This is a genomic window from Paraburkholderia sp. BL10I2N1 (genome assembly GCF_004361815.1).
GTDB lineage: Bacteria > Pseudomonadota > Gammaproteobacteria > Burkholderiales > Burkholderiaceae > Paraburkholderia.
Genome location: NZ_SNWA01000004.1, coordinates 244938 through 264495 on the forward strand (window position 1 = coordinate 244938; position 19558 = coordinate 264495).

Annotated in this window: 21 protein-coding genes; 14 read left to right on the forward strand and 7 right to left on the reverse strand. The window is 59.6% G+C overall.

From position 1 onward, the window contains the following. Positions 1-116 precede the first annotated feature (116 nt). The 11 genes from B0G77_RS42435 (at position 117) to B0G77_RS42485 (ending at position 12599) form a co-directional block, all read left to right on the forward strand. Positions 117-1001 carry a 3-keto-5-aminohexanoate cleavage protein gene (locus B0G77_RS42435; protein ID WP_133667825.1) on the forward strand — a complete coding sequence of 295 codons (885 nt, stop codon included), beginning with the start codon at positions 117-119 and terminating at the stop codon, positions 999-1001. A 262-nt stretch (positions 1002-1263) separates the two neighbouring features. Beyond that, positions 1264-1695, forward strand: coding sequence for a tautomerase family protein (locus B0G77_RS42440; protein WP_133667826.1), 432 nt, complete (start codon positions 1264-1266; stop codon positions 1693-1695). Between the two features lie 557 nt (positions 1696-2252). Next, positions 2253-3272 (forward strand): zinc-dependent alcohol dehydrogenase family protein, encoded by a 1020-nt coding sequence (locus B0G77_RS42445; protein WP_133667827.1) that lies wholly within the window; start codon positions 2253-2255, stop codon positions 3270-3272. Positions 3273-3373: 101 nt separating this feature from the next. Beyond that, positions 3374-4000, forward strand: coding sequence for a TetR/AcrR family transcriptional regulator (locus B0G77_RS42450; protein WP_243751532.1), 627 nt, complete (start codon positions 3374-3376; stop codon positions 3998-4000). 322 nt (positions 4001-4322) lie between these two features. Beyond that, positions 4323-4997: a YciI family protein gene (locus B0G77_RS42455; protein ID WP_166656408.1), complete on the forward strand. Its 675-nt coding sequence runs from the start codon at positions 4323-4325 to the stop codon at positions 4995-4997. A gap of 283 nt (positions 4998-5280) precedes the next feature. After that, on the forward strand, positions 5281-6510 hold the full coding sequence (locus B0G77_RS42460; protein WP_133662124.1) for an ISL3 family transposase: 1230 nt from the start codon (positions 5281-5283) through the stop codon (positions 6508-6510). 112 nt (positions 6511-6622) lie between these two features. After that, positions 6623-7948, forward strand: a complete 1326-nt coding sequence (locus B0G77_RS42465; RefSeq protein ID WP_208116606.1) for an epoxide hydrolase family protein — start codon at positions 6623-6625, stop codon at positions 7946-7948. Positions 7949-8348: 400 nt separating this feature from the next. Next, on the forward strand, positions 8349-8825 hold the full coding sequence (locus tag B0G77_RS42470) for a hypothetical protein (RefSeq protein ID WP_133667830.1): 477 nt from the start codon (positions 8349-8351) through the stop codon (positions 8823-8825). 1005 nt (positions 8826-9830) lie between these two features. After that, positions 9831-10106 (forward strand): metal/formaldehyde-sensitive transcriptional repressor, encoded by a 276-nt coding sequence (locus tag B0G77_RS42475; protein WP_133667831.1) that lies wholly within the window; start codon positions 9831-9833, stop codon positions 10104-10106. An 8-nt stretch (positions 10107-10114) separates the two neighbouring features. Then, positions 10115-11404 carry a CDF family Co(II)/Ni(II) efflux transporter DmeF gene (gene dmeF, locus B0G77_RS42480; RefSeq protein WP_133667832.1) on the forward strand — a complete coding sequence of 430 codons (1290 nt, stop codon included), beginning with the start codon at positions 10115-10117 and terminating at the stop codon, positions 11402-11404. Between the two features lie 163 nt (positions 11405-11567). Further along, a complete protein-coding gene (locus B0G77_RS42485) occupies positions 11568-12599 on the forward strand; it encodes a histone deacetylase family protein (protein ID WP_133667833.1) in 1032 nt (343 codons plus the stop codon). A gap of 301 nt (positions 12600-12900) precedes the next feature. On the opposite strand, the gene B0G77_RS43750 is transcribed toward B0G77_RS42485, so the two are convergent. After that, entirely contained in the window at positions 12901-13053 is a 153-nt protein-coding gene (locus B0G77_RS43750; RefSeq protein ID WP_166656409.1) for a hypothetical protein, read from the reverse strand. Positions 13054-13070: 17 nt separating this feature from the next. Continuing rightward, entirely contained in the window at positions 13071-13775 is a 705-nt protein-coding gene (locus B0G77_RS42490; protein ID WP_133667834.1) for a hypothetical protein, read from the reverse strand. 143 nt (positions 13776-13918) lie between these two features. On the opposite strand from B0G77_RS42490, the gene B0G77_RS43755 reads away from it, so the two are divergent. The 3 genes from B0G77_RS43755 to B0G77_RS42500 are packed head-to-tail and all read left to right on the forward strand — an operon-like array spanning position 13919 to position 15408. Continuing rightward, positions 13919-14095 carry a hypothetical protein gene (locus B0G77_RS43755; RefSeq protein ID WP_166656410.1) on the forward strand — a complete coding sequence of 59 codons (177 nt, stop codon included), beginning with the start codon at positions 13919-13921 and terminating at the stop codon, positions 14093-14095. Between the two features lie 27 nt (positions 14096-14122). Beyond that, on the forward strand, positions 14123-14512 hold the full coding sequence (locus tag B0G77_RS42495; protein ID WP_133661086.1) for a transposase: 390 nt from the start codon (positions 14123-14125) through the stop codon (positions 14510-14512). Continuing rightward, a complete protein-coding gene (locus B0G77_RS42500) occupies positions 14509-15408 on the forward strand; it encodes an integrase core domain-containing protein (protein ID WP_133661085.1) in 900 nt (299 codons plus the stop codon). The genes B0G77_RS42495 and B0G77_RS42500 overlap by 4 nt, the downstream gene beginning before the upstream one ends. A 361-nt stretch (positions 15409-15769) precedes the next feature. Here B0G77_RS42500 and B0G77_RS42505 read toward each other — a convergent pair whose 3' ends face one another. The 5 genes from B0G77_RS42505 to B0G77_RS42525 form a co-directional block, all read right to left on the reverse strand. Next, positions 15770-16384 (reverse strand): hypothetical protein, encoded by a 615-nt coding sequence (locus B0G77_RS42505; protein WP_133667835.1) that lies wholly within the window; start codon positions 16382-16384, stop codon positions 15770-15772. A gap of 48 nt (positions 16385-16432) precedes the next feature. Beyond that, positions 16433-17206: a molybdopterin-dependent oxidoreductase gene (locus B0G77_RS42510; RefSeq protein WP_133667836.1), complete on the reverse strand. Its 774-nt coding sequence runs from the start codon at positions 17204-17206 to the stop codon at positions 16433-16435. A 2-nt stretch (positions 17207-17208) separates the two neighbouring features. After that, on the reverse strand, positions 17209-17802 hold the full coding sequence (locus B0G77_RS42515; protein ID WP_133667837.1) for a cytochrome b/b6 domain-containing protein: 594 nt from the start codon (positions 17800-17802) through the stop codon (positions 17209-17211). A 730-nt stretch (positions 17803-18532) separates the two neighbouring features. Beyond that, positions 18533-19030, reverse strand: coding sequence for a transporter suffix domain-containing protein (locus B0G77_RS42520; RefSeq protein WP_133667838.1), 498 nt, complete (start codon positions 19028-19030; stop codon positions 18533-18535). Between the two features lie 212 nt (positions 19031-19242). Then, the gene (locus tag B0G77_RS42525) at positions 19243-19482 is read right to left on the reverse strand and encodes a hypothetical protein (protein WP_133667839.1); all 240 of its coding nucleotides are present in this window, start codon (positions 19480-19482) and stop codon (positions 19243-19245) included. Positions 19483-19558: the final 76 nt, after the last annotated feature.

A 19558-nucleotide genomic window follows, 5' to 3' on the forward strand; every position in this document is an offset into this window, starting at 1 on the left:
CGTACCTCGGCGCGCCGTCCGCTCATTGCCATGTCCGTCGACGGGTACCTGACTCCGGTCACATGACGAGGCGCGCGGTTGTGGCGCTTCATTCATATTTCCTTTGAACGAACACTATGACAAGCAAGACGATTATCAGTTGTGCACTCACTGGAAGCGACGATACACCGCGGCTGAACCCTGCAGTGCCGGTCACGCCCGTGCAAATCGCCAATGAGGCCATGGCTGCATGTGAAGCCGGTGCGAGCATCGCACACATTCACGTACGGGACCCCAGGACTGGCGTTTCGAGCACTGAGCTGTCGCTCTACAGAGAAGTCGTTTCGCGTATCCGCGATAGCGGGTGCCCGATTCTGATCAATCTGACGATGGGCCCTGGTGCACGTTTCGTTCCCAGCGACGAAGACCCGAACCGGGGAAGTGAACTAAGTACGATGATGACGCCCGAGGCGCGCGTGCGGCATGTGCTCGAGTTGCGTCCGGAAATCTGCACCCTGGACATCGCGACCATGAACTTCGGCAGTCGCGCATTCGTGAACGTGCCCGACCATCTGGTCAAGATGGCAACCTTGATTGAAGAAGCAGGCGTGAAGCCGGAAATCGAGGTCTTCGATCTGGGGCACGTGCGTCTGGCGCGCCACCTGATCGAAACGCAGGGCATTCTGCAGGCTCCACTGTTCCAGTTATGTCTTGGCGTGCCATGGGGCGCGTCTGCCGACACCGAGAGCCTTCTTCAGATGAAGCGCTATCTACCCGAGAACGCCCGCTGGTCGGCGTTCGGCATCTCGCGCGCCCAATTTCCGATCGTGGCGCAAAGCGTGATTCTCGGCGGGCATGTCCGCGTCGGCCTCGAGGACAATCTTTATCTTGCCAAAGGCGAACTGGCGCCGGGCAACGCAGCGCTGGTCGAACGCGCGGTCAGTATCGTCAAAAGCATCGGCAGGGACGTGGCAACACCTGACGAGGCTCGCAGCATACTCGACCTTTCCCGTCGCCAATAGAACGGGAACGACGATGTGATCGCACTTCTATCTGATAAGTCGCAATTGATGGTTGTAAGTCCGGTCGGCTTCTCAAGGAAGCTGATGAGTAGGACCGATTTCCCTAAAAATGCTGCGTTGCGAAAGCGTTGTTTTTAAGGGGTAGCCTATCCCTGGGCTGCCTGTACCGCCGCCTCACTCATGTCTGGTTCATCGTTTCTTTCAAGAAAGTTAGATGTTCTGACATAAGAAACGCGGCATCTATTGATGCATGGAGACAAAAATGCCTTTGTGGAATATCTATCATCCGGTCGGTGCCTACACGGCAGAAGACAAGCAGGAGATGGCAAAGCGAATCGCCGACATTTACATCATCCCTCGCTTCTACGTAGGTGTTCTGTTTCATGAACAGCCGAAAGACTCCTTCTTCATGGGGGGGGAGTCGCGGGGTGATTTTGTCAGAATCAGATTAGATCAATTCGCCAGACACATCTCCAAGGACGTCGCGTGGACGGAGTCGTGGCTGCGCAAGGCGAACGCTGCGATTGCGCCATTTGTCCAGGATCGGGGCTACCACTACGAGTTGCATGTCGGCGAAACGCCGCGAGAACTGTGGTTGATCGACAGCATTCGACCACCTCGGCCTGATACGGAAGCCGAGAAGAAATGGAAGCTCGAAAACCGGGCGTCTCCCTATGAGCCGAGCGAAGGTTGAATCGATCAGTCACGTCTGAAACGACTCGGAGGCGGAACTCAACCGACTGCGGTGAAAGCCGGGCTTTCACCGCAGTCTCTCCCCACCTCCTGACTGCCCGTCTCTCAAAAGTATCGTTTTATAACAAAACGGAGACGTGTTTTGGTCGCGCGCATCTTTCCATCGTTATCCTCGGCAATTTTCAGGCCAACGCAGTGCGCCGGAAAAATCGCCACGCTTCCTATTACCCCGCTTTTACTCTCCGCCGCTGGCGTGCTGCGGTACTGGCGTGTGACGACGCACAGCGATGCAGCGAGTTGCCGTCAGTTGTGAAAGTATCTGGCATCACCACCAATCGTTGCCACGAGCGCGCGAGCCATTCTACAGACGGTCGCTCCAGTCATCGGCGGACATCGTGCGTTCATACCTTTGGGCAATGGTTTTCCGTGGGGCTTGCGTCCAAGCTTGATTGTGACCATAATCAAATCTGGGAGTTATGCATGAGTCCGCAGCCTTGACATCGCGTCGCGCCCGCGGCGGCATGATTCACACCGCAACTCGAGCGAAGGAGAAAGCACATGAAGGCCCTGATCATCGAACGCAACGGCGAGCCGTCAGAGGTAGTCCACTGGCGTGATTTGCCCGAGCCCACGCCCGGGCCAGCTGAAGTCCGCGTGAGGATGCTGCTGGCGCCCGTGCACCCGTCCGACCTGCACGTCATCCGCGGACGTTTCGCCCGTCAGCGTCAGCCTGAACTGCCCGCCTCACCCGGCTCCGAGGGCGTCGGAATCATCGACGCCGTGGGCGGCGACGTGCCGCGCACGCGGATCGGAGAGCGCGTCGTTTTACTGAACGTGCCCGGAACCTGGAGAGAGCAGGTCATCAGTCTGGCTGAACGGGCGATACCTGTACCGGCGGTGATCTCCGACGAGGACGCTGCACAGGCTCTCATCAACCCGATGACGGCATGGGCAATGACGATGAGCGAGCACCAGCTCGGGCGCGGTGACTGGCTTGTCCAGAGCGCGGCCGGCTCGACGGTCGGTCGCCTCGTGCTGCAGATCGCGAAAGCGCAGGGGTTCCGCACCATCAACCTCGTACGCCGTGAAGAGCAGGTCGCTGAGATCCAGGATCTTGGCGGTGACGTCGTGCTATGCACCGCGGACGAAAGCTGGCCGGAGCAGCTGATGAAGGCCACTGGCGGCAATGGCATCGTGAACGCGATTGACTGCGTCGCCGGCCGCACGGGCGCTACGCTTGCGCGTCAGCTGGCCCCGAACGGATGCCTGCTCGTCTATGGAGCCTTGTCGTCGCACCGTCAGACCGACCCGGCGGGCTTCGAGATGCCGATTTTCGCCCCGGCGCTTATCTACTCCAGTGCCGAGGTGCGCGGCTGGCTCATCTTCTCGTGGCTCGCGCGCAAGGGCTTGAGTGAAGGCAGCCAGACGCTGCGCAGCCTGCTCGACCGCATGGCTGCGGGCACCTTGAAGCCGCCGGCAGCGCGCCGCTACCACGTCGAACGCGCACGAGAAGCCTTCACGGCCGCGGAGAGCGCCGCACACGACGCCAAACCGCTGCTAGCGTTCGCGGAGCGCTGAGCTTCGCCCGTGTCGCCGTCGCAGGCGGCTTTGCGCCGTCGGGCGGCCGCGGATGAAGTTTGATCGAAGGTTCAAGAGGGCATCGATCAGGCGCGGTATTCGTGAGTTATTCGCTGTCCCCGTTTCTGGAGAACACCGTGGTGTATGTAAAACGCGAGCAATCCGACGAAAACCGCGAAGCGCTGCTGGCCACGGCTAGCCGGCTGTTTCGCGAACGAGGTATCGATGGCGTGGGCGTCGCGGAAATCGCGCGCGAAGCCGGGCTGACACATGGGGCGCTGTACGCGCATTTCCGCTCGAAGGACGATCTTGCGACGGAAGCCTTTTCGCAGGGCCTGGCGCGGAGTCGCGAAGCGTTCCGGGGCAAGGCAGCGCGTCGCAAGCACAGCGTGTTGGGGTATCTCGACTATCTGTTTTCACCGCTAAGACGCGACGATCCCGGCATGAGTTGTCCGATGACGGCGTCGGCGAGCGAAATTGGCCGGCACGGAAAGGACATCAGTGCGCGGTTTGCCAAAGGGTTTCAGGACAAGGCGAGCGCATTCGAGGCCGTGCTGGACGAAGCAATCCCCGAGGCCGAACGGCGCCGTCTGGCGATGACCATCGTCGCAGCGGAAATCGGGGCAATGGCCGCCGCCCGCGCCGTCGCCAAGAGCGACCCTTCGTTGTCCGATGAAATATTGAAGGCGGTGCGTGCCGTGCTGTTGAAAGCATCGGAGGGGCAGTAAAGCGACATCCGGCATCTTGCTGCGCGACGTCACCCGACAATGCGCCGGGCGTTCGTCGCGGGGTGGCCTGGCAGCGAGCTCATGGTCGGCATTGAAGAACACTGACAAACCCTCATCAACGGTACTCGAACTCAAGAGCAACATCGTGTCACAAGATCTGTCGCGCCGCCGCTTCCTCGTATCCACCGCCGCAGGCGTTGCAAGCCTCGCGCTTGTCGACATGCCCTCGGCCATGGCAGTGTCCCCGTCCTCCAAAGGCGCTGCCGTGCAAGGGTCCCCACTTCCTGCGCTTTCTCAAGTCCTCGCAGGGAATCCAGGCCCAATGAAAGTCGTGAACTACACGACGTACGTTCAGGACCGGCACAGAGTGGACGCATCCCGAGCCGACCATCAGGCTTATGCGGATGCGCTTCGGGAACACGACCGGTTGGTGATGGGCGGCCCGCTGCTCGATGACGACGGGCGGCCCCGCGGCGTCCTGCTCGTTTATGAGGTTGCGTCGAAAGAGGAGGCCGAAACGTTGGTGCAAGGAGATCCGTTCGTTCTGAATGGTGCGATCGCGGACTATCGCCTGTCAGAGTGGACCGTGCTGAACAGCAATCTCGAGTTGCTCGCTGCCGCGCTCGTCGCGAAAGATCGACGTGTTGCGCCCAAAGAATCGCGTGCATCTGGCGCTACGCCATTTGATTCAGTCGCGCACGCCGCGCGAACCTATGTCAATTACGCGAAATATGTTGCCGATCGCTCACAAGTCGCGCGTGTGAGGCCGGCGCACCGGTCGTATGCACGGACGATCAAGGCGAACGGCGAGCTAATCATGGCGGGTCCTTTTGCAGACGACTCGGGCGCGCTGTTCATTTATCGGGCGCAGTCGAAAGACGAAGCGATGGCGCTGGTACTGGAGGACCCGTACCACGCTGCGGGCGTGTTCGAAACGTTCGCGCTTTCCGAGTGGCGGTTGTTCGGGTTGAACGCGGGCTTGATTCAGGACCGTTGAAGCGCAGTCACTTATAGGTCATTTCTTACGCCGATCGGGGCATAGTATCGGCATGACGGTACCTCTTCAGGCGAGCGCGGTCAAAAAACCCGTTTGCGACGGTTGAGGTTTTCCAGCTGGCGAATATTTCTGCCTATTTCAAATTCCGAGTGGCTGGTTTGGCGGGTCAAGTACGGGCGTCAGCCCGGCGAAGCGAATACTTGACGCGCGTTGAAGAAGTAAGCTGGGACAGGGCTGGTTGCGGCAGAATGCGGCAACCAGCCCTGCAAGACAACGTGAACCGATGAACCAGACCCAACTGTTTGAAGCCGCCTTGGGAATCAAGGCCCCGTGGTACGTGCAAGGCGTCGATTTCGATGCCGCGCGGCGTGAACTGACCATTGCCGTGGACTTTGTCGCGGGTACGCGCTTTCCCTATCCCGGCGTCGCGGGCGAGCATCCGGCTCACGACACCCAGATCAAGCGGCTGCGCCACCTCAACTTCTTTCAGCACGAGTGCTATCTGGAGGTTCGGGTGCCGCGGGTGCGTCTGCCGGACGGCTCGGTGCGCCTGGTCGAACCCGACTGGATAGGCAAGCTGGACGGCTTCACGCTGCTGTTTGAAGCGCTCGTGCTGACGCTGTGCCGGGAGATGACATTTGCCGCGGTGGCCCGCGTGGTGAACCTGTCGTGGCATCGGGTGAAGGCCATCTGTGACCGTTACGTGGACCTGGCCGTGGCCGCGACCGACCTGTCCGAAGTTACCGCGGTGGCCATTGACGAAACGTCGGCCCGACGTGGGCAGGACTATATCTCGCTGGTCGCCGACATGGACGCAAGGCGCGTGGTCTTCGTCACGCCAGGCAAGGATGCCGGCGTTGTCGAACGCTTTGCCCGGCACCTGGAGGAACATAATGCCACGCCTGCACAGATCGAATCGGTCAGCATCGACATGTCGGCTGCCTTCATCAAGGGCGTGGACGAACACCTGCCCGACGCGCGTGTGACCTTCGACAAGTTTCATGTCGTGGCGCATGCGTCCAAAGCGCTTGATGGTGTGCGCCGCGCGCAGCAGAAAACCGATCCCTCGCTGAAGGGCATGCGCTGGTCGCTGCTCAAGGATGCCGAGAAACTCGATCTCGCGCAACTGACCGATCTCGAGGCGCTGATCAGCCAGTACGCCACCAACCGCACGGCCCGAGCGTGGATGTACCGCGAGCAACTGCGCGAGATTCTCGATCGCAAACAGATCCACGTCGTCTCCAAAATGCTGCGCCGGTGGTGCGGCAACGTCATGCGTTCCAAGGTCGAGCCCATGAAGGACGTCGCGCGCATGATCCGTCGTCATTTCGACGGCATCATCGCGTGGGCGCAGACACGCCAGACCAATGGATTCATTGAGGCGATCAACGGCCTGTTTCAGGCCGCCAAGCGCAAGGCACGGGGATACGCCAGCTTCAAGACCATGCGCACCGTGCTGTTTCTCATCGCGGGCAAACTCGACTTCTCAGCACTCAATCCGCATGCCTCGTGAGCCGCATTACCCACTGCGCTTTTAAAAGAGCCATATTTCTACGCTACGGGCGGATGACTAAACCAAATCGCCGCAGTATGTTTAGGTATATTAAATGTTTATAGGAACTTCTGTGTTAAACGATATCCATCCTCATACGCCGTCGCGTCGGCATTTTCTTGGTGTGGCGGCGGCGTCGGTTGCTTCTGCCTCATTGAGCCAGCTCGCTTTTGCGGAAACAAGTCAATCTGTCACTGATGTCGCGCAACCTGCGGATAACGACAAGACAGCTATCCGTGCACTGCGTGTGCATGTGCCGGAATCGCAACTTGTCGATTTGCGCAGGCGAATCAAGTCGACTCGATGGCCTGAACGCGAAACCGTCACGGATTCATCGCAAGGCGTGCAGCTTGCGACGATGCGAAGGCTCGCGCGCTATTGGTCGACAAATTATGATTGGCGCAAGGTCGAAGCGAGACTGAACGCGTTACCGCAGTTCGTCACAGAAATCGACGGGCTCGACATCCACTTCATCCACGTTCGTTCAAAACATCAGAACGCGTTGCCAATCATCGTCACGCACGGATGGCCCGGCTCGATCATCGAGCAATTGAAGATTATCGGTCCGCTGACCAATCCAACGGCGCACGGCGCAAATGCATCGGACGCTTTCGATATCGTGATTCCGTCGCTGCCGGGCTACGGTTTTTCAGGCAAGCCGACCGCGACGGGCTGGGATCCTGCACGTATCGCACGCGCGTGGATCGTCCTGATGCAACGCCTCGGATACACACGGTATGTAGCGCAAGGCGGCGACTGGGGCAATGCGGTCACGGAGCAGATGGCGCTCATCGCGCCGCCTGAACTGCTCGGCATTCACACCAACATGCCCGCTACCGTACCGGACGACATTGCCAACGCACTCAAATACGGAAACCCACCGCCGGCCGGTCTCACTCCCGATGAAAAGCATGCGTTCGATCAACTCGACAACTTCTACAAACACGGTCTCGGCTATGCGCAAGAAATGGCAAACCGTCCGCAGACGCTGTACGGAATCGAGGATTCGCCGATCGGGCTCGCTGCATGGATGCTCGATCACGACGCCGCGAGTCAGGTGATGATCGCACGCGTCTTTGACGGTCAGTCCGAGGGCCTGACGCGAGACGACGTGCTCGACAATGTCACGCTCTATTGGCTGACGAATACGGGCGTTTCATCTGCACGGCTCTATTGGGAAAACAAGCTCAACTTCTTTGCGCCGAAGCGCGTTGAGGTTCCTGTCGCCGTGAGTGTTTTTCCTGATGAGATCTACGCGGCGCCGCAGAGCTGGGCGGGGAAGGCGTATCCGAAGCTTGTTCACTACAACCGACTTCCGAAAGGCGGGCACTTTGCGGCCTGGGAACAGCCGCAAGCGTTCACGGAAGAAGTTCGCGTGAGCTTCCGGACGTTGCGCTAACGTCGAAGATGTGAATGACACCACTATGACGTCACTCGCATCGCCAGTGCATGCGCGGTTTATGTCCACCGCTGTGTTCGGATTCGCCGGCCGTCACGCGTGCCCGGCGACAAGTAAGAACTGCTCCGGGACAGCCTCTTCAGTACTGGCGGAGGGCAGCACGCATGTGAAAGACCGTCCGATCGCGCCGTCGGCGCATTGGTGAAGTGCGAACCGACGGTGATGCTTACCGGTACCGCCTCCCGTAGCGGTCACTGCCACCGCCAATACCTTACTCTTGATCATGCTTTGAACGGGGAAAATGGGCGTCCAGCGGATGAGATGACCCATTTTGTCCCTCGATTCCCGAGGTTGAAGTTCAAGCGCGTATACACCCAAGGTCCCAACGAAGGAACTCATCATGTCGACGATCCACTTTCACTACAAGACTTTTTCGACGCCCGAGCAGTTTGTCGCCGGGCTCACCGACTTCGGGCCTGGCCGCTCGAAGCTCTTTGGCAACAGTGCCGAAGCGTATATGAAGGTACATCACCGCGGTCCCTCTGAGGCCGACGTCACGGAGGGCTCGGGTGGCATCTGGGAACGCCTGTACTACGACTGGTCCGATCCCTTTCGTGTCGTCATGACGACAACCGACTCCAACGTGTGGGGAGGCCGGTCAGGCCATATCTACACGTTCACGCGTCTGCCCGACGGGATGACCGCGCTAGACGCGGTCGTGGTGCGCGAAGGCAAGAACATGAAAGGACGGGCGCTCGCACTCGTACTCGGGACCATCGGCAGGCACTTTCTGGAAAAGGCGCTTGCAAACAGCGTCAAGGCCATCGAAGCCCGGAACGGCGCAGCGAGAAAGGAATGTGCGTCCTGCGCCGGTTGAATCCGTAATGAGTAACGGAATCCGGACTGCATGCAGGATATTGTTTCGCACAAGCCGCGCATTTGCGATTCCGTAAGTGTTTGTGCGAGGCACAAATGACAGACGAGGCATGCGACATCGGAACCTCCGGCATGTCTGTCTGTCATGACGTGAAATGAAACGGCGGGCTTTTGGAAGCCGAACCCATAAATCGTATCGAAGGGCTACTTTTTGGGAGACCTATGCTACCGCGCGTCATTCGCGAGTGCCGGTGCGGCCTTGGCTCCCGGCCTCAAGCCTTCTTCGTTGAACGTAAACGCGACTAGTGGTAGTCGACCCGGTATGAGGCAAGGGCCGTTGTACTTTGTGAACGGCCGTTGTCGCTACGCGACAGCGAATGATGGCAAGGGGTCGGGAGTGCGAGTTCGCTGATGCAGGAAGCTGCCGTCGCGGTGCTCGATGTCGCCACCGTCGGCAATCCGCCGCATTGCTGACGTAGAACCCAGCCCGCCCCCAATGTCGGCAATGGCCGATGACGCGACGGGCATATTCGCTGGTCGAACGACCGTTGACGGAGCCAGTCGCATGAATGTCAAAATGCCGGCCGCGACGAATGACGCTTCTGGCCGCACTCGGACCGATGATGCGGGCGGGTCTGTTCAGGCGCCAACCCGATGCACGGAAGTGCGGACATCGACCATTGGCTGGCGCCGCCGGTTCGCTGGCATTCCGGCCTCAGGGATCGCAGGGGCGAGCATTCGTAACAACTTAGGCCAGTCGCACCAACTCCGTCGCCCAGTCGCAAAACTGTGGCGCCAGTCTCACGTACTCTGGCGCCCTACGCCACGGCCGCAGGCCGACTATGTTGGCGCGTACTCCTTCCGAGGCGGAAGGAAGGCTACTCCCAAAAGAAGAAATAGAGTCTAACGCGACCAATCCCTTTCAATAAGCCTTCGATAGTAGCGCGTGGTATACCCCCCCACCCTATTTGAAGTATACTTCTCGACGGTATATCGGAGGTCATCAATGAGTCACACCATTCGCGAGAAACAGAAACTGCTCAACCGCGTCCGCCGCATCAAGGGGCAGGTGGAAGCCATCGAGCGTGCGCTCGAGGAAGAGCAGGGGTGTATCGACGTGCTGCAGCAAATAACCAGTTGTCGCGGCGCGATGAATGGCCTGCTGGCCGTTGTGCTCGAGGACCATATCCGCACCCATCTCGTCGATGCCGAAACCCACGAAGAGCCGGCCGGCAGCGCGACTGACCAGCTCATCGAAGTCGTTCACAGCTATTTCAAGTAGAGCAGAAAATGAGTGATTTCAAAGACGCCGCGTTTGGCGCCGGACATGACCACATCTTTCTGGGCGCGGCCCATGAGCAGAACGAGCGCAAGACCTGGGCGGTGATTGTGCTGTGTAGCGCGATGATGCTGGTTGAAATCGTCGGTGGGAGTATGTTCGGGTCGCTGGCGCTTGTTGCCGACGGTCTGCACATGTCGACGCACGCTGGAGCGATGCTGATTGCGGCCCTCGCGTACATATACGCGCGCAAACACGCTGCCGACCCCCGCTTCGTGTTCGGTACCGGCAAGCTTGGCGACCTCGCGGGATTCACGAGTGCCATTGTGCTTGCCATGATTGCAGTGCTGATAGGGTACGAAGCTGTGTCGCGTTTTCTGTCGCCAGTGCCGATTCATTTCGGCGAAGCGATTCCCATCGCGGTGGTCGGCCTGCTGGTCAACCTGGCAAGCGTTTGGCTGCTGAGCGGCGATCATCACGGGCACAGTCACGGGCATAGCCATGGTCATGCTCACGGGCACGCTCAGGGTGTTGACGAGCACGCTCACGAAGATGAGGTGCAGAAGATTTTCACCCCGTCCGGTGTGTTTGCCGTCTCCATTTTCGAGGATGGTGTGCCGCCCGTTTTCCGCATTGCGCCAGCATCGGCGACTTCGCCACTGGACGCGTCCACAGTATCTGTAACGACCGTACGGCCTGATGGGATGCAACAGGGATTCGCCTTCGCGGACCGTGGCGGCTATCTGGAATCGAAGGAAGACATCCCTGAACCACACGCCTTCAAGGCCATCGTGCGGATGCCGGACGGCGAGTACGAAGTCGAATTCGAAGAGCACGAGCATGGCCACGACGTGCATGAGGCAGCGACCCGGGACCACAACATCCGGTCGGCGTATATCCACGTCATGGCTGACGCGGCGGTCTCCGTGCTGGCAATCATCGGTCTGGTACTGGCGCGCGCGTTCGGCTGGCTGTGGATGGACCCGCTGGCGGGCGTCATCGGTGCACTGGTGATTGCGAACTGGTCGTACGGCTTGATGCGTGACACTGGCGCAATCCTGCTTGACATGAGTCCTGACCGGCGCATGGCCGAGAACGTGCGTCATGCTATCGAGGACCGTGGCGACAAGGTTGTCGATCTGCACGTGTGGCGGGTGGGTCCAGGCCACATGAGTGCAGTGGTGTCAGTGGCAACAGGTGAACCCCAGCGGGACTCGCGCTTCTATCATGCAGCGCTCAAGGGTTTCAAGGGGCTGTCACATGTCACCGTTGAGGTGCAGCCTTCACACGCGGCGGCCTGACCCATGGCCGTCGAGTCACCGTGCGTTGATGAGCGTTTTGTACTCGTTCTGTATGTCTGGTAGGCAGTTTTTCAAAAGTTGTAGGATCTGATCGCAATCAAAAGCAGAATTATCGCGTCGGTGTTCGATAGACTGTGGGTTACCTTCCACGGCGTAGCCAACCATGCTTACCGTCTACAGCAGCGATCACAGCCTGCATCACGGCGTAGAACTCAAGGACGGGGCGATCTCCGAATCGTACGAAAAGCCTCTCCGTGCCGAGACTGTGCTCGCGCGAGTCAAGGCAACGGGACTGGGTGATGTGAACAGCCCGAAGTCCTATGCACCCTCAAGCTACGTCGGCGCGCACAGCCAGCGGTACGTCGACTTCCTGGCAGGAGCATGGAGGGAATGGACCGCTACGGGTCGCAATTGTCAGGCGCTTCCTCTCGTTTGGCCTGTTCGCGGGTTGCCGGGTAATGAAATGCCGCAATTCATCGATGGCAAGCTCGGCTTCTTCTCGATGGATGCCGGTTCGCCGATTAACTCGGGTACCTGGGCTGCAGTCTGCTCGAGTGCCAACACGGCGCTGACCGGCATGGACGCGGTATGCGATGGTGCGCGTGCCGCATTCGCGCTGTGCCGCCCGCCCGGCCATCATGCTGGACGCGAGTACATGGGTGGCTATTGCTATCTGAACAACGCCGCGATCGCTGCGCAGCATTGCATCAAACGCGGCGCCAGGCGCGTGGCAATACTCGACATCGATTTCCATCATGGCAACGGCACACAGGACATCTTTTACGACCGATCTGACGTGCTATTTGTATCGATCCATGGCGACCCACGCGTTTCATATCCGTATTTTTCAGGGTATGCCAACGAGCGGGGCATGGGCGCAGGCGACGGATTCAATCTGAATTTGCCTCTGCCGAAGGGAACGGCCATCAATGAATACGAGTCAGCGCTGCATCGCGCCGGCGTGACGATCAGGCGACATGCCTGCGACGCGCTGGTCATTTCTCTGGGTGTCGACACGTTCGAACACGACCCCATCAGCCACTTCCGTCTGCGCACGCCAGACTACCTGCGCATCGGCGAAATCATCGAGGGTTTCGACGTCCCCACACTGTTTGTGATGGAGGGCGGATACATGGTCGATGAGATTGGGATCAATGCTGTCAACGTTCTGCTGGGCTTCGAAGGACGTGTGTGACACATCTCATTGATGCATGACGGCGCGATCCGACCGTCGCCTGAAGATAGGAGTAGGCGTTATAACGCGACATATAGACATCAAGGACGTTTCAAAACGGGTTCAGGCAGTAGGCATTGCGCGAGTTCTGACTTCGATGGTGAGTGGCATCGAGCAGGACCATCGTGGATTGCGCTAAGAAAACCGGTGTCGGTCGGCCCCGGCTGCGTCGAACGCCTGTCAATTACGGTATGCATCGGCGGGCTGATGCAATCAATGGAAGAAGGTTTCCATACTGAGTTTATATACTGAATTAGCGTCATCAGTCCGTGCAGCGAATCTCCGATTCGCCAACCGGTCTATAAAGGGAAGGGGTGTTCTTGCCCCGGTAGTGTGCTGCATTCGCTTCCATGCAGGCTACCGGGTCGCCGGCGAGACCGGCGCGGAGCACGCGATCGGCAGATTCGCCGAACATGAGCCTGAGCCTGACGATTAGTCAACCCGGCACCATCGACCAGAATCTGGGCACACAACGGCCGGTGCGCCGTTCAGCCAGACTTGCTCTGCATCCAGTTGCAACGCGGTCGAAGGGGCGATGTCGAAGGCAACCTTAAGTGCATGCCCAACATGGGCATCTTCGATGGGAAGTTCCCAGGTCAGGAATATCTGGATGCAATCCTGGTCCGGCGCGAAGTCGGCCACGTTAAAACCATTGCTCCCGCGCTGAATGACGCCATGAGGCTGGCCAGTATCGAATATCACAACCGTTCCCCGGGTCAGGGGAATGCGATGGACCAAAGCGGGAAAATGCAAGTCCAGACCCCTGTCCTCGCTCAGGAAGAGATTGCAAAAGGCCGCACCGCCATATTGCGCAGCGTCATGGTGGTACTTCGCGCCGCGGCAGGCCATGAGGGCTACGTCACTGGAGGCAAGCACCGCGGGCAGTCCAAGCGCGCACGTCCAATCGGACACTGCCTGCACGCAGCGCGTGTAGTCCGGCCAGCGCGCCCGCGCTCGCGCCAGAGGCATAGCCTCGACGTCCCCGGGCTCCAGGACCAGGCGAGACGATGTCTCCCTTTCCCAATCTGCAAGCAGACGTGCAGGGGGCACAGGCACGTCAACCGTGCCTGACAGCACGATGTCACTCACGCGTCGACTGCGAATGGCGTCGCCACTCCAGAAATAGGAAGTCAGCATGTCTCGCGCTCGCTGTTGAGGGGGCTCATCCAAATCATTTTAACAATGCCAGATGATCACTTTGACGACGTAGAGCCGTGAATAGTGGCGTTAGTCCATCGCGCTGCGGGCGTTGTGAGTTCACCTGTGCGTGCGCTGGGCAATTGGGCATCGTGACGTTCTGGGACAACCGCGGCACCCAGCATCTGCCTATCAACGACTACTACGGCAGCAGCATCTTCGCCAAGCGTGATAAGGCCTTACCGGATAAGCTACGCTACAACCTACGCTCGGCGATTTTTGCCGCGCCTCCTGTTTTTCTGGACACAGATTTGGGGTAAAACGTGGGTCCCAAACTGGAGTTGTTGATGTTGAAGAAAACAGATGTAAACGGGGTTGCGCCAGAGGCGCTGGAAGGAGCGCGTAGCGCGACTGGAAGCGCCTCTGGCGCCGCCGAAGTCAAGCGTTGGTCGACCGGTCGCAAACGCGGCGTGGTGCTTCGGTTGCTGCGTGGCGAACCCGTCGACGCCGTGTCCCGTGAAGTCGGTGTGACGATCGCCGTGCTCGAGCAATGGCGTGAGCTGGCACTGGCCGGCATGGAGGCCGGCCTGAAGGCACGCACCAGCGATCCCCTGGAAGCCCGGCTCAATGACGCCGTGCGGCGCGTCGGCGAGTTGTCTATGGAAAACGAGATCCTGCGCAAGGAACGTGAACTGCAGGCCCGTCGCCCTTTGACCGCTCGGAGATCGTCGACATGAGCCGCGCGATCTCCGTTAGTGCGAACAAGCCCTTTGGATTGCAACGGGTTTGCCAGGTGCTCGGATTCCCCCGCTCGACGATCTATGCTGTCCGCGCGAGGACAGCGGACAACGTGGTGCCGATCATCCCGGGCCGCCGCGGCCCGAAACCGAAGATGCCCGATGCTGACCTGCTGAAGGCCATCCGCGACGATCTGGTGGCTTCCCCCTTCATCGGCGAGGGGCATCGCAAGGTCTGGGCGCGCTTGCGTATCCTGCACGACATCCGGGTCTCCCGGACCCGCGTGCTGCGACTGATGCGCGAGCACAGCCTGCTGTCGCCGCACCGGCAAGCGCGAGGCGAACCCAACCATCACGATGGCCGGATCACAACCGATTGCCCGAATGAGATGTGGGGCACCGACGGCGTGCGCATCGCGACCGTGGACGACGGCATGGTGTGGATCTTCTCGGCCGTTGATCATTGCGACGGCATGTGTACCGGCATTCATGCCGCGAAGATTGGCGACCGCTTTGCTGCCCTTGAGCCGATCTCCCAGGGGCTGCTGGACGAATTCGGTTCCGTGCTCGCCGATGCGGGCCGCGGGCTGTCGCTGCGTATGGATCACGGTTCGCAGTACACGTCGGACGACTTCCGTAACCAGATCCGGTTCTGGGGCATCGCGCCGAGCTATGCCTTCGTCGCCGAACCCCAGACCAACGGCGTCGCCGAGCGATTCAACCGGACAATGAAGGAACAGGCTATTCATGGACGCATCTTCAAAAACCTGGAGGAAGTTCGTGCCGCCGCCATCGCGTTCAAGGATCGATACAATCGCGACTGGCGTCTTGAAAAGTTGGGCTTCAAATCACCCCTCGAAGCCCGTCAGGAACGGCTGATGAAGCTGGCCGCCTGAGCTGCAAAAGCGTGTCCAGACAACCGGAGCCGGTACACGCTCGGCGATTTTTGATCTGGCTGGTAGCGACCCAGAGCAGTTGCTCCAACACGTGCGGTCGAACCGACCGCTTCCGAAGTGCAACTGCCGGTCAGCCAGCGCCGACAAGCCGCCGCTGAGAATCGTTGCGTCGCGTGCAGCATCGCCCAGTGCAGCCGTCAAGGAGATGACTGATCGTTCGCGACGCACGGGTCCGCGGTAGCTCCCTTGCTAGTCGCAACAACAGCCATCGTCGGCCACTCAACGATGAAGAAGATGAGGCCGTGCGGCGACCGCGCCACCTGACCTTCATCTTTGAGCCGCGCCGCAACGCCCTGTGCGCTTACATCGGCGGCGCTACGCCGTCCTTTTCGACTACGACGAATTGAGCGCCGTAGGTACCGCCGTTGGCCGGTGCCGCCACGACGAATACCTTCTTGCCCGCGACCAGATCGGCGCGCGTGGCGGGCGCGAGCGTGACGACCGGCACATTGGTCGGCACCGTGATGGTGTTGCTGCCGCCTTTGTACGAGAGTTTCAGATCGCGTCCGCTCGTGCCCTCGACGACCGTGTCCACATTAGCATTCGTCATCGAACTGTTGGCGCCGAGATCCCATGCATAGTGACCTTCGCCAGTCCCGCGCGCGGCGTCGGGGAATACAAGCACCTCCCTGGCGGTCAGCTTGCCGTCGGGACCGGGCGTAGCCGCCGCGCCGACATACGAGCCTTGTTTGATATCGGAGAACTGGATCGCCTTCACAGCGCTTACCTTCGACGCGTCGCTCATGGCGATCGTCACGGTGTCACCACTGCGGCGATGCACCGTCAAAGTGTTGCCGGAGAACGACACGATGTCGCCACGAATACGTTCGGGCTTCGCGGCCGGAGATTGAGCGAACGATGCGCTGGCCAGCGTAAGCGCGACGAAGGTAGCAGCGAGCTTGAAACGAATGGACATAAGTGCTCCGTTAGTGTGTTGCGATTGAAAATGTCTGCGGCTGGCGGATCAGGATCCGCCGAACCAGTTGTAGCCCTGGTTTTCCCAGTAGCCGCCGGGAAATTCGTTCGTTACCGTGATAGCGACAATATGCTTCGGGTTTTTGTAGCCGAGCTTCGTGGGCATGCGAAGCTTCATCGGGAAACCATACTTCGCAGGCAGCACGTTGCCGTCATAGGTCAGCGTGAGCAGCGTCTGCGGATGCAGGGCCGTCGGCATGTCGATGCTCGTCCAGTAGTTGTCGGCGCAATGCAACGCAACGTATTTCGCCGTCGTATCTGCGCCGGCCAGCGACAGGAAGTCGGAGAAACGCACGCCGCCCCATTTGCCGATCGCGCTCCAGCCTTCGATGCAGATATGCCGCGTCACCTGGCTGCGTTGCGGCAATGCACTGAGTTCTCCGAGCGTCCAGAGGCGTTTGCCCTTGACGAGGCCTGTGAGTTCGAGCCGATAGGTACCTGCATCCACGTCCGGCACCTGGTCGATGTCGTAATAGGCGTTGAACGGAAATGGTCGCGTGATCATCGACTCCGGAAAGGTCGGCGCCAGCTTGCGTGGGTCGAACAACAACGCCTGCGCGCTGTCGTTGAACGAGGAGATCGTGCGCAGCATGCTGTTCACCGACCTGTCGTTCGTCAGATCGCAGCCGGACAACAGCGCAAGGCCGCCCAGGGTCAGGATGCGCTTGCCAAACAGGCGCCGGGAAGCCGAACCCAGTTCCTTCTGCGCGTCCTTGATGACGGAAGCGGCATCGAGCGTCCGCATGTCTTCACCTGAAGTCATTATTAGCGGCCCCGGATCATGGTGAGCAACGATCGGGGCACGAGCGCAACCATGACGATATGTATCGCGAAGAAGCCGACGAGCACGCTCATCGCGGCAAAATGGACAATGCGCGCGTTGTCGAAACCGCCCATCAGCGTGCACACAACCCCGAACTGAACCGGTTTCCAGATCGTCACTCCGGACAGGATCACCAGTGCAATGTCGGCCAGCACGACGAGATAAGCCAACTTCTGGACTGCGTTGTATTGACTGAGATCGCAGTGGCTGAGTTTGCCGCGCAGCGCTGCCACGAGGTCAGTCACGACCGCACGCGGCGTGATTGGGAAAATCGTCCGGCGCAGTCGACCGCTGCACAAACCCAGCATCAGATAAACGATGAAATTCGCAACCAGTATCCACATGATGGCGAAGTGCCAGAGCAGCGCACCGCCTAGCCAGCCGCCAAGTGTGATCGAAGCAGGAAAGCGGACGGTGTTGAAGATGGGAGACGCCTCGTACACCCGCCAGCCACTCATGCACATGAGAATGACGGCCGCGGCATTAATCCAGTGAAACGCGCGGACCCATACGGGATGAATGCTTGTGTGGTTCAAGACGATCTCGTTGTAGACGATATTGAAAGCGTATTGCGCGACTATCGGTGCGAGCGCAGATGGAATGCGCGTCGCCCGTCCGTCCAGGTTTAACTCTGTAATGCCAGCGCCACATTCAGGCGCGGCTCGCGGTTGGTATGAGCACAAGGATCGTAGGGACGCCGCCGCGAGGGTATCGGTCAAACGACCGATGGGCGCCGAAGGCCAGCGATCATGGACAGAAACGACATTGCTCCGTATCGGTGGGACAGGTTCCGCTGATACCGAGCGGCATCCCCTCGGCTGAAACGGACTGCCCTATCACGGGCTCGCACGAAGTACGACCGCTGTCGAAGTTAATCGGACATTGGAATGACGATTTCATGACTTGCGCGAACGGCAGGTTATTGGCCGAAAGCGAAAGATCCCCCCGGTCGACGGTTTGGTGCACTGTTAAGCTCAGACGGTCAAAACAAGTTTGCATCTAACCTATGAGCGTCTTACCTATCGCCCCTGCTGCCAGCCCACCTGCAAGCCAGACTCCAGTGATGCAAAGGGCGCGACATGCATCGCGTGACGACTAAGACCTGAGCCTGGCTACCAATACCGCTTTGCCGCAAAAGGGCGGCAGGGTAGATGCAGTCCGTGGAAGGCAGTGGTTGATTACGCCGTGAATGGAACTGCGCGGCAGTGGAACGATGTCCCACCATCCGGCTTGCTCGTCCGTGCCCCAGTCACGGGTGCCGGCCACCTACGCCGTGCGGACGAATAGAGCGCGGACCTTGGTCCAGAAATCCCCGCCGAGCACGAAGAAGCTCGCTATCAGCAGCAAATCACCGAGCACCTGAAGCTGCCAGATGTTCGACCTTAGACCTGTCCAGAACTGGTCAGCATAAGGCCCAAGCATCGCCCAGACGAGTGGCAGGCAGAACATCACCAGGCCGATCGCGTGACGGATGGGACCGACAGTCTTGCTGGGTGCCAGACGTTTCGCATGGCCGAAAACGATCGCCTTGAGCTGCTGAAAACCGGCCTTGCCCATTACCGCAATGCTGGCTAGCTGCAGAACCTTGTTGGCGACGAAAATCGTGCCCGTCAGTGCCGCCATGCGCGCGGCGGGCGTCCCCAGGGAAGCCGCGAGCGGGATGACTAGCCACAATGCAAAAGTGAAGCCGAAGATACACCCCCCGAGTTTGAAACGCCATCCGCTTGCGTTGGAAACATCGGTTTCAACGTTTGGCGTTGTCATGGCCCAATCTCCTTTTATGGCGACTCTAAAGCCTCGGATTGCCGCGACATGCGGCGTTGTTGTTCGAGAAGTTGCAGCATCAGTCACGCATACAGGCGCTAATCGTGCGCTGCATCCTGGGATGAAGTGAATGTAGAGGTGTCGCGGAAGTAAAAGCTGGAGCAAGCCTGCAATGGTGCGGCGACAGTTGCGATTCACTGACCGGTCGTCCCTCATGCGACTTGGGTGTCCTGCCGTGCGCGCCTTGCGAGTTTCACTTCCGTCGTGATCAGACCGTGACCGCGCATTGATGCGGCGATCAGGTCGGCTGTCTTGCCGTCGTAGAAGTCTTTCGCAGCCTGACAAAGCACGCTTGTGCCGCCATGCGGGTAGGTGCGGCTAGGTGAAAACGATGACGGATCCAAGGCAATGTAGTTATTGCGCGGCCAATATTTATGCAGCAAAATCGGCAACGAAATTCCACGACACGTATCGTGGCATACATATAGGGTCAGCAGGAACCGCTGACGTGGTTTGACCAGCCGGATA

What these genes read in the sequence shown, in the direction of transcription:
- B0G77_RS43750 (WP_166656409.1), bottom strand. Translation starts at nt 13,053, where the DNA reads ATGTTCGGCGAATCTGCCGATCGCGTGCTCCGCGCCGGTCTCGCCGGC.
- B0G77_RS42500 (WP_133661085.1), top strand. Translation starts at nt 14,509, where the DNA reads ATGAGCCGCGCGATCTCCGTTAGTGCGAACAAGCCCTTTGGATTGCAA.
- B0G77_RS42475 (WP_133667831.1), top strand. Translation starts at nt 9,831, where the DNA reads ATGAGTCACACCATTCGCGAGAAACAGAAACTGCTCAACCGCGTCCGC.
- B0G77_RS42490 (WP_133667834.1), bottom strand. Translation starts at nt 13,775, where the DNA reads ATGCTGACTTCCTATTTCTGGAGTGGCGACGCCATTCGCAGTCGACGC.
- B0G77_RS42510 (WP_133667836.1), bottom strand. Translation starts at nt 17,206, where the DNA reads ATGACTTCAGGTGAAGACATGCGGACGCTCGATGCCGCTTCCGTCATC.
- B0G77_RS42520 (WP_133667838.1), bottom strand. Translation starts at nt 19,030, where the DNA reads ATGACAACGCCAAACGTTGAAACCGATGTTTCCAACGCAAGCGGATGG.
- B0G77_RS42485 (WP_133667833.1), top strand. Translation starts at nt 11,568, where the DNA reads ATGCTTACCGTCTACAGCAGCGATCACAGCCTGCATCACGGCGTAGAA.
- B0G77_RS42495 (WP_133661086.1), top strand. Translation starts at nt 14,123, where the DNA reads ATGTTGAAGAAAACAGATGTAAACGGGGTTGCGCCAGAGGCGCTGGAA.
- B0G77_RS42505 (WP_133667835.1), bottom strand. Translation starts at nt 16,384, where the DNA reads ATGTCCATTCGTTTCAAGCTCGCTGCTACCTTCGTCGCGCTTACGCTG.
- B0G77_RS42435 (WP_133667825.1), top strand. Translation starts at nt 117, where the DNA reads ATGACAAGCAAGACGATTATCAGTTGTGCACTCACTGGAAGCGACGAT.
- B0G77_RS42470 (WP_133667830.1), top strand. Translation starts at nt 8,349, where the DNA reads ATGTCGACGATCCACTTTCACTACAAGACTTTTTCGACGCCCGAGCAG.
- B0G77_RS42455 (WP_166656408.1), top strand. Translation starts at nt 4,323, where the DNA reads ATGAAAGTCGTGAACTACACGACGTACGTTCAGGACCGGCACAGAGTG.
- B0G77_RS42445 (WP_133667827.1), top strand. Translation starts at nt 2,253, where the DNA reads ATGAAGGCCCTGATCATCGAACGCAACGGCGAGCCGTCAGAGGTAGTC.
- dmeF (WP_133667832.1), top strand. Translation starts at nt 10,115, where the DNA reads ATGAGTGATTTCAAAGACGCCGCGTTTGGCGCCGGACATGACCACATC.
- B0G77_RS42440 (WP_133667826.1), top strand. Translation starts at nt 1,264, where the DNA reads ATGCCTTTGTGGAATATCTATCATCCGGTCGGTGCCTACACGGCAGAA.
- B0G77_RS42460 (WP_133662124.1), top strand. Translation starts at nt 5,281, where the DNA reads ATGAACCAGACCCAACTGTTTGAAGCCGCCTTGGGAATCAAGGCCCCG.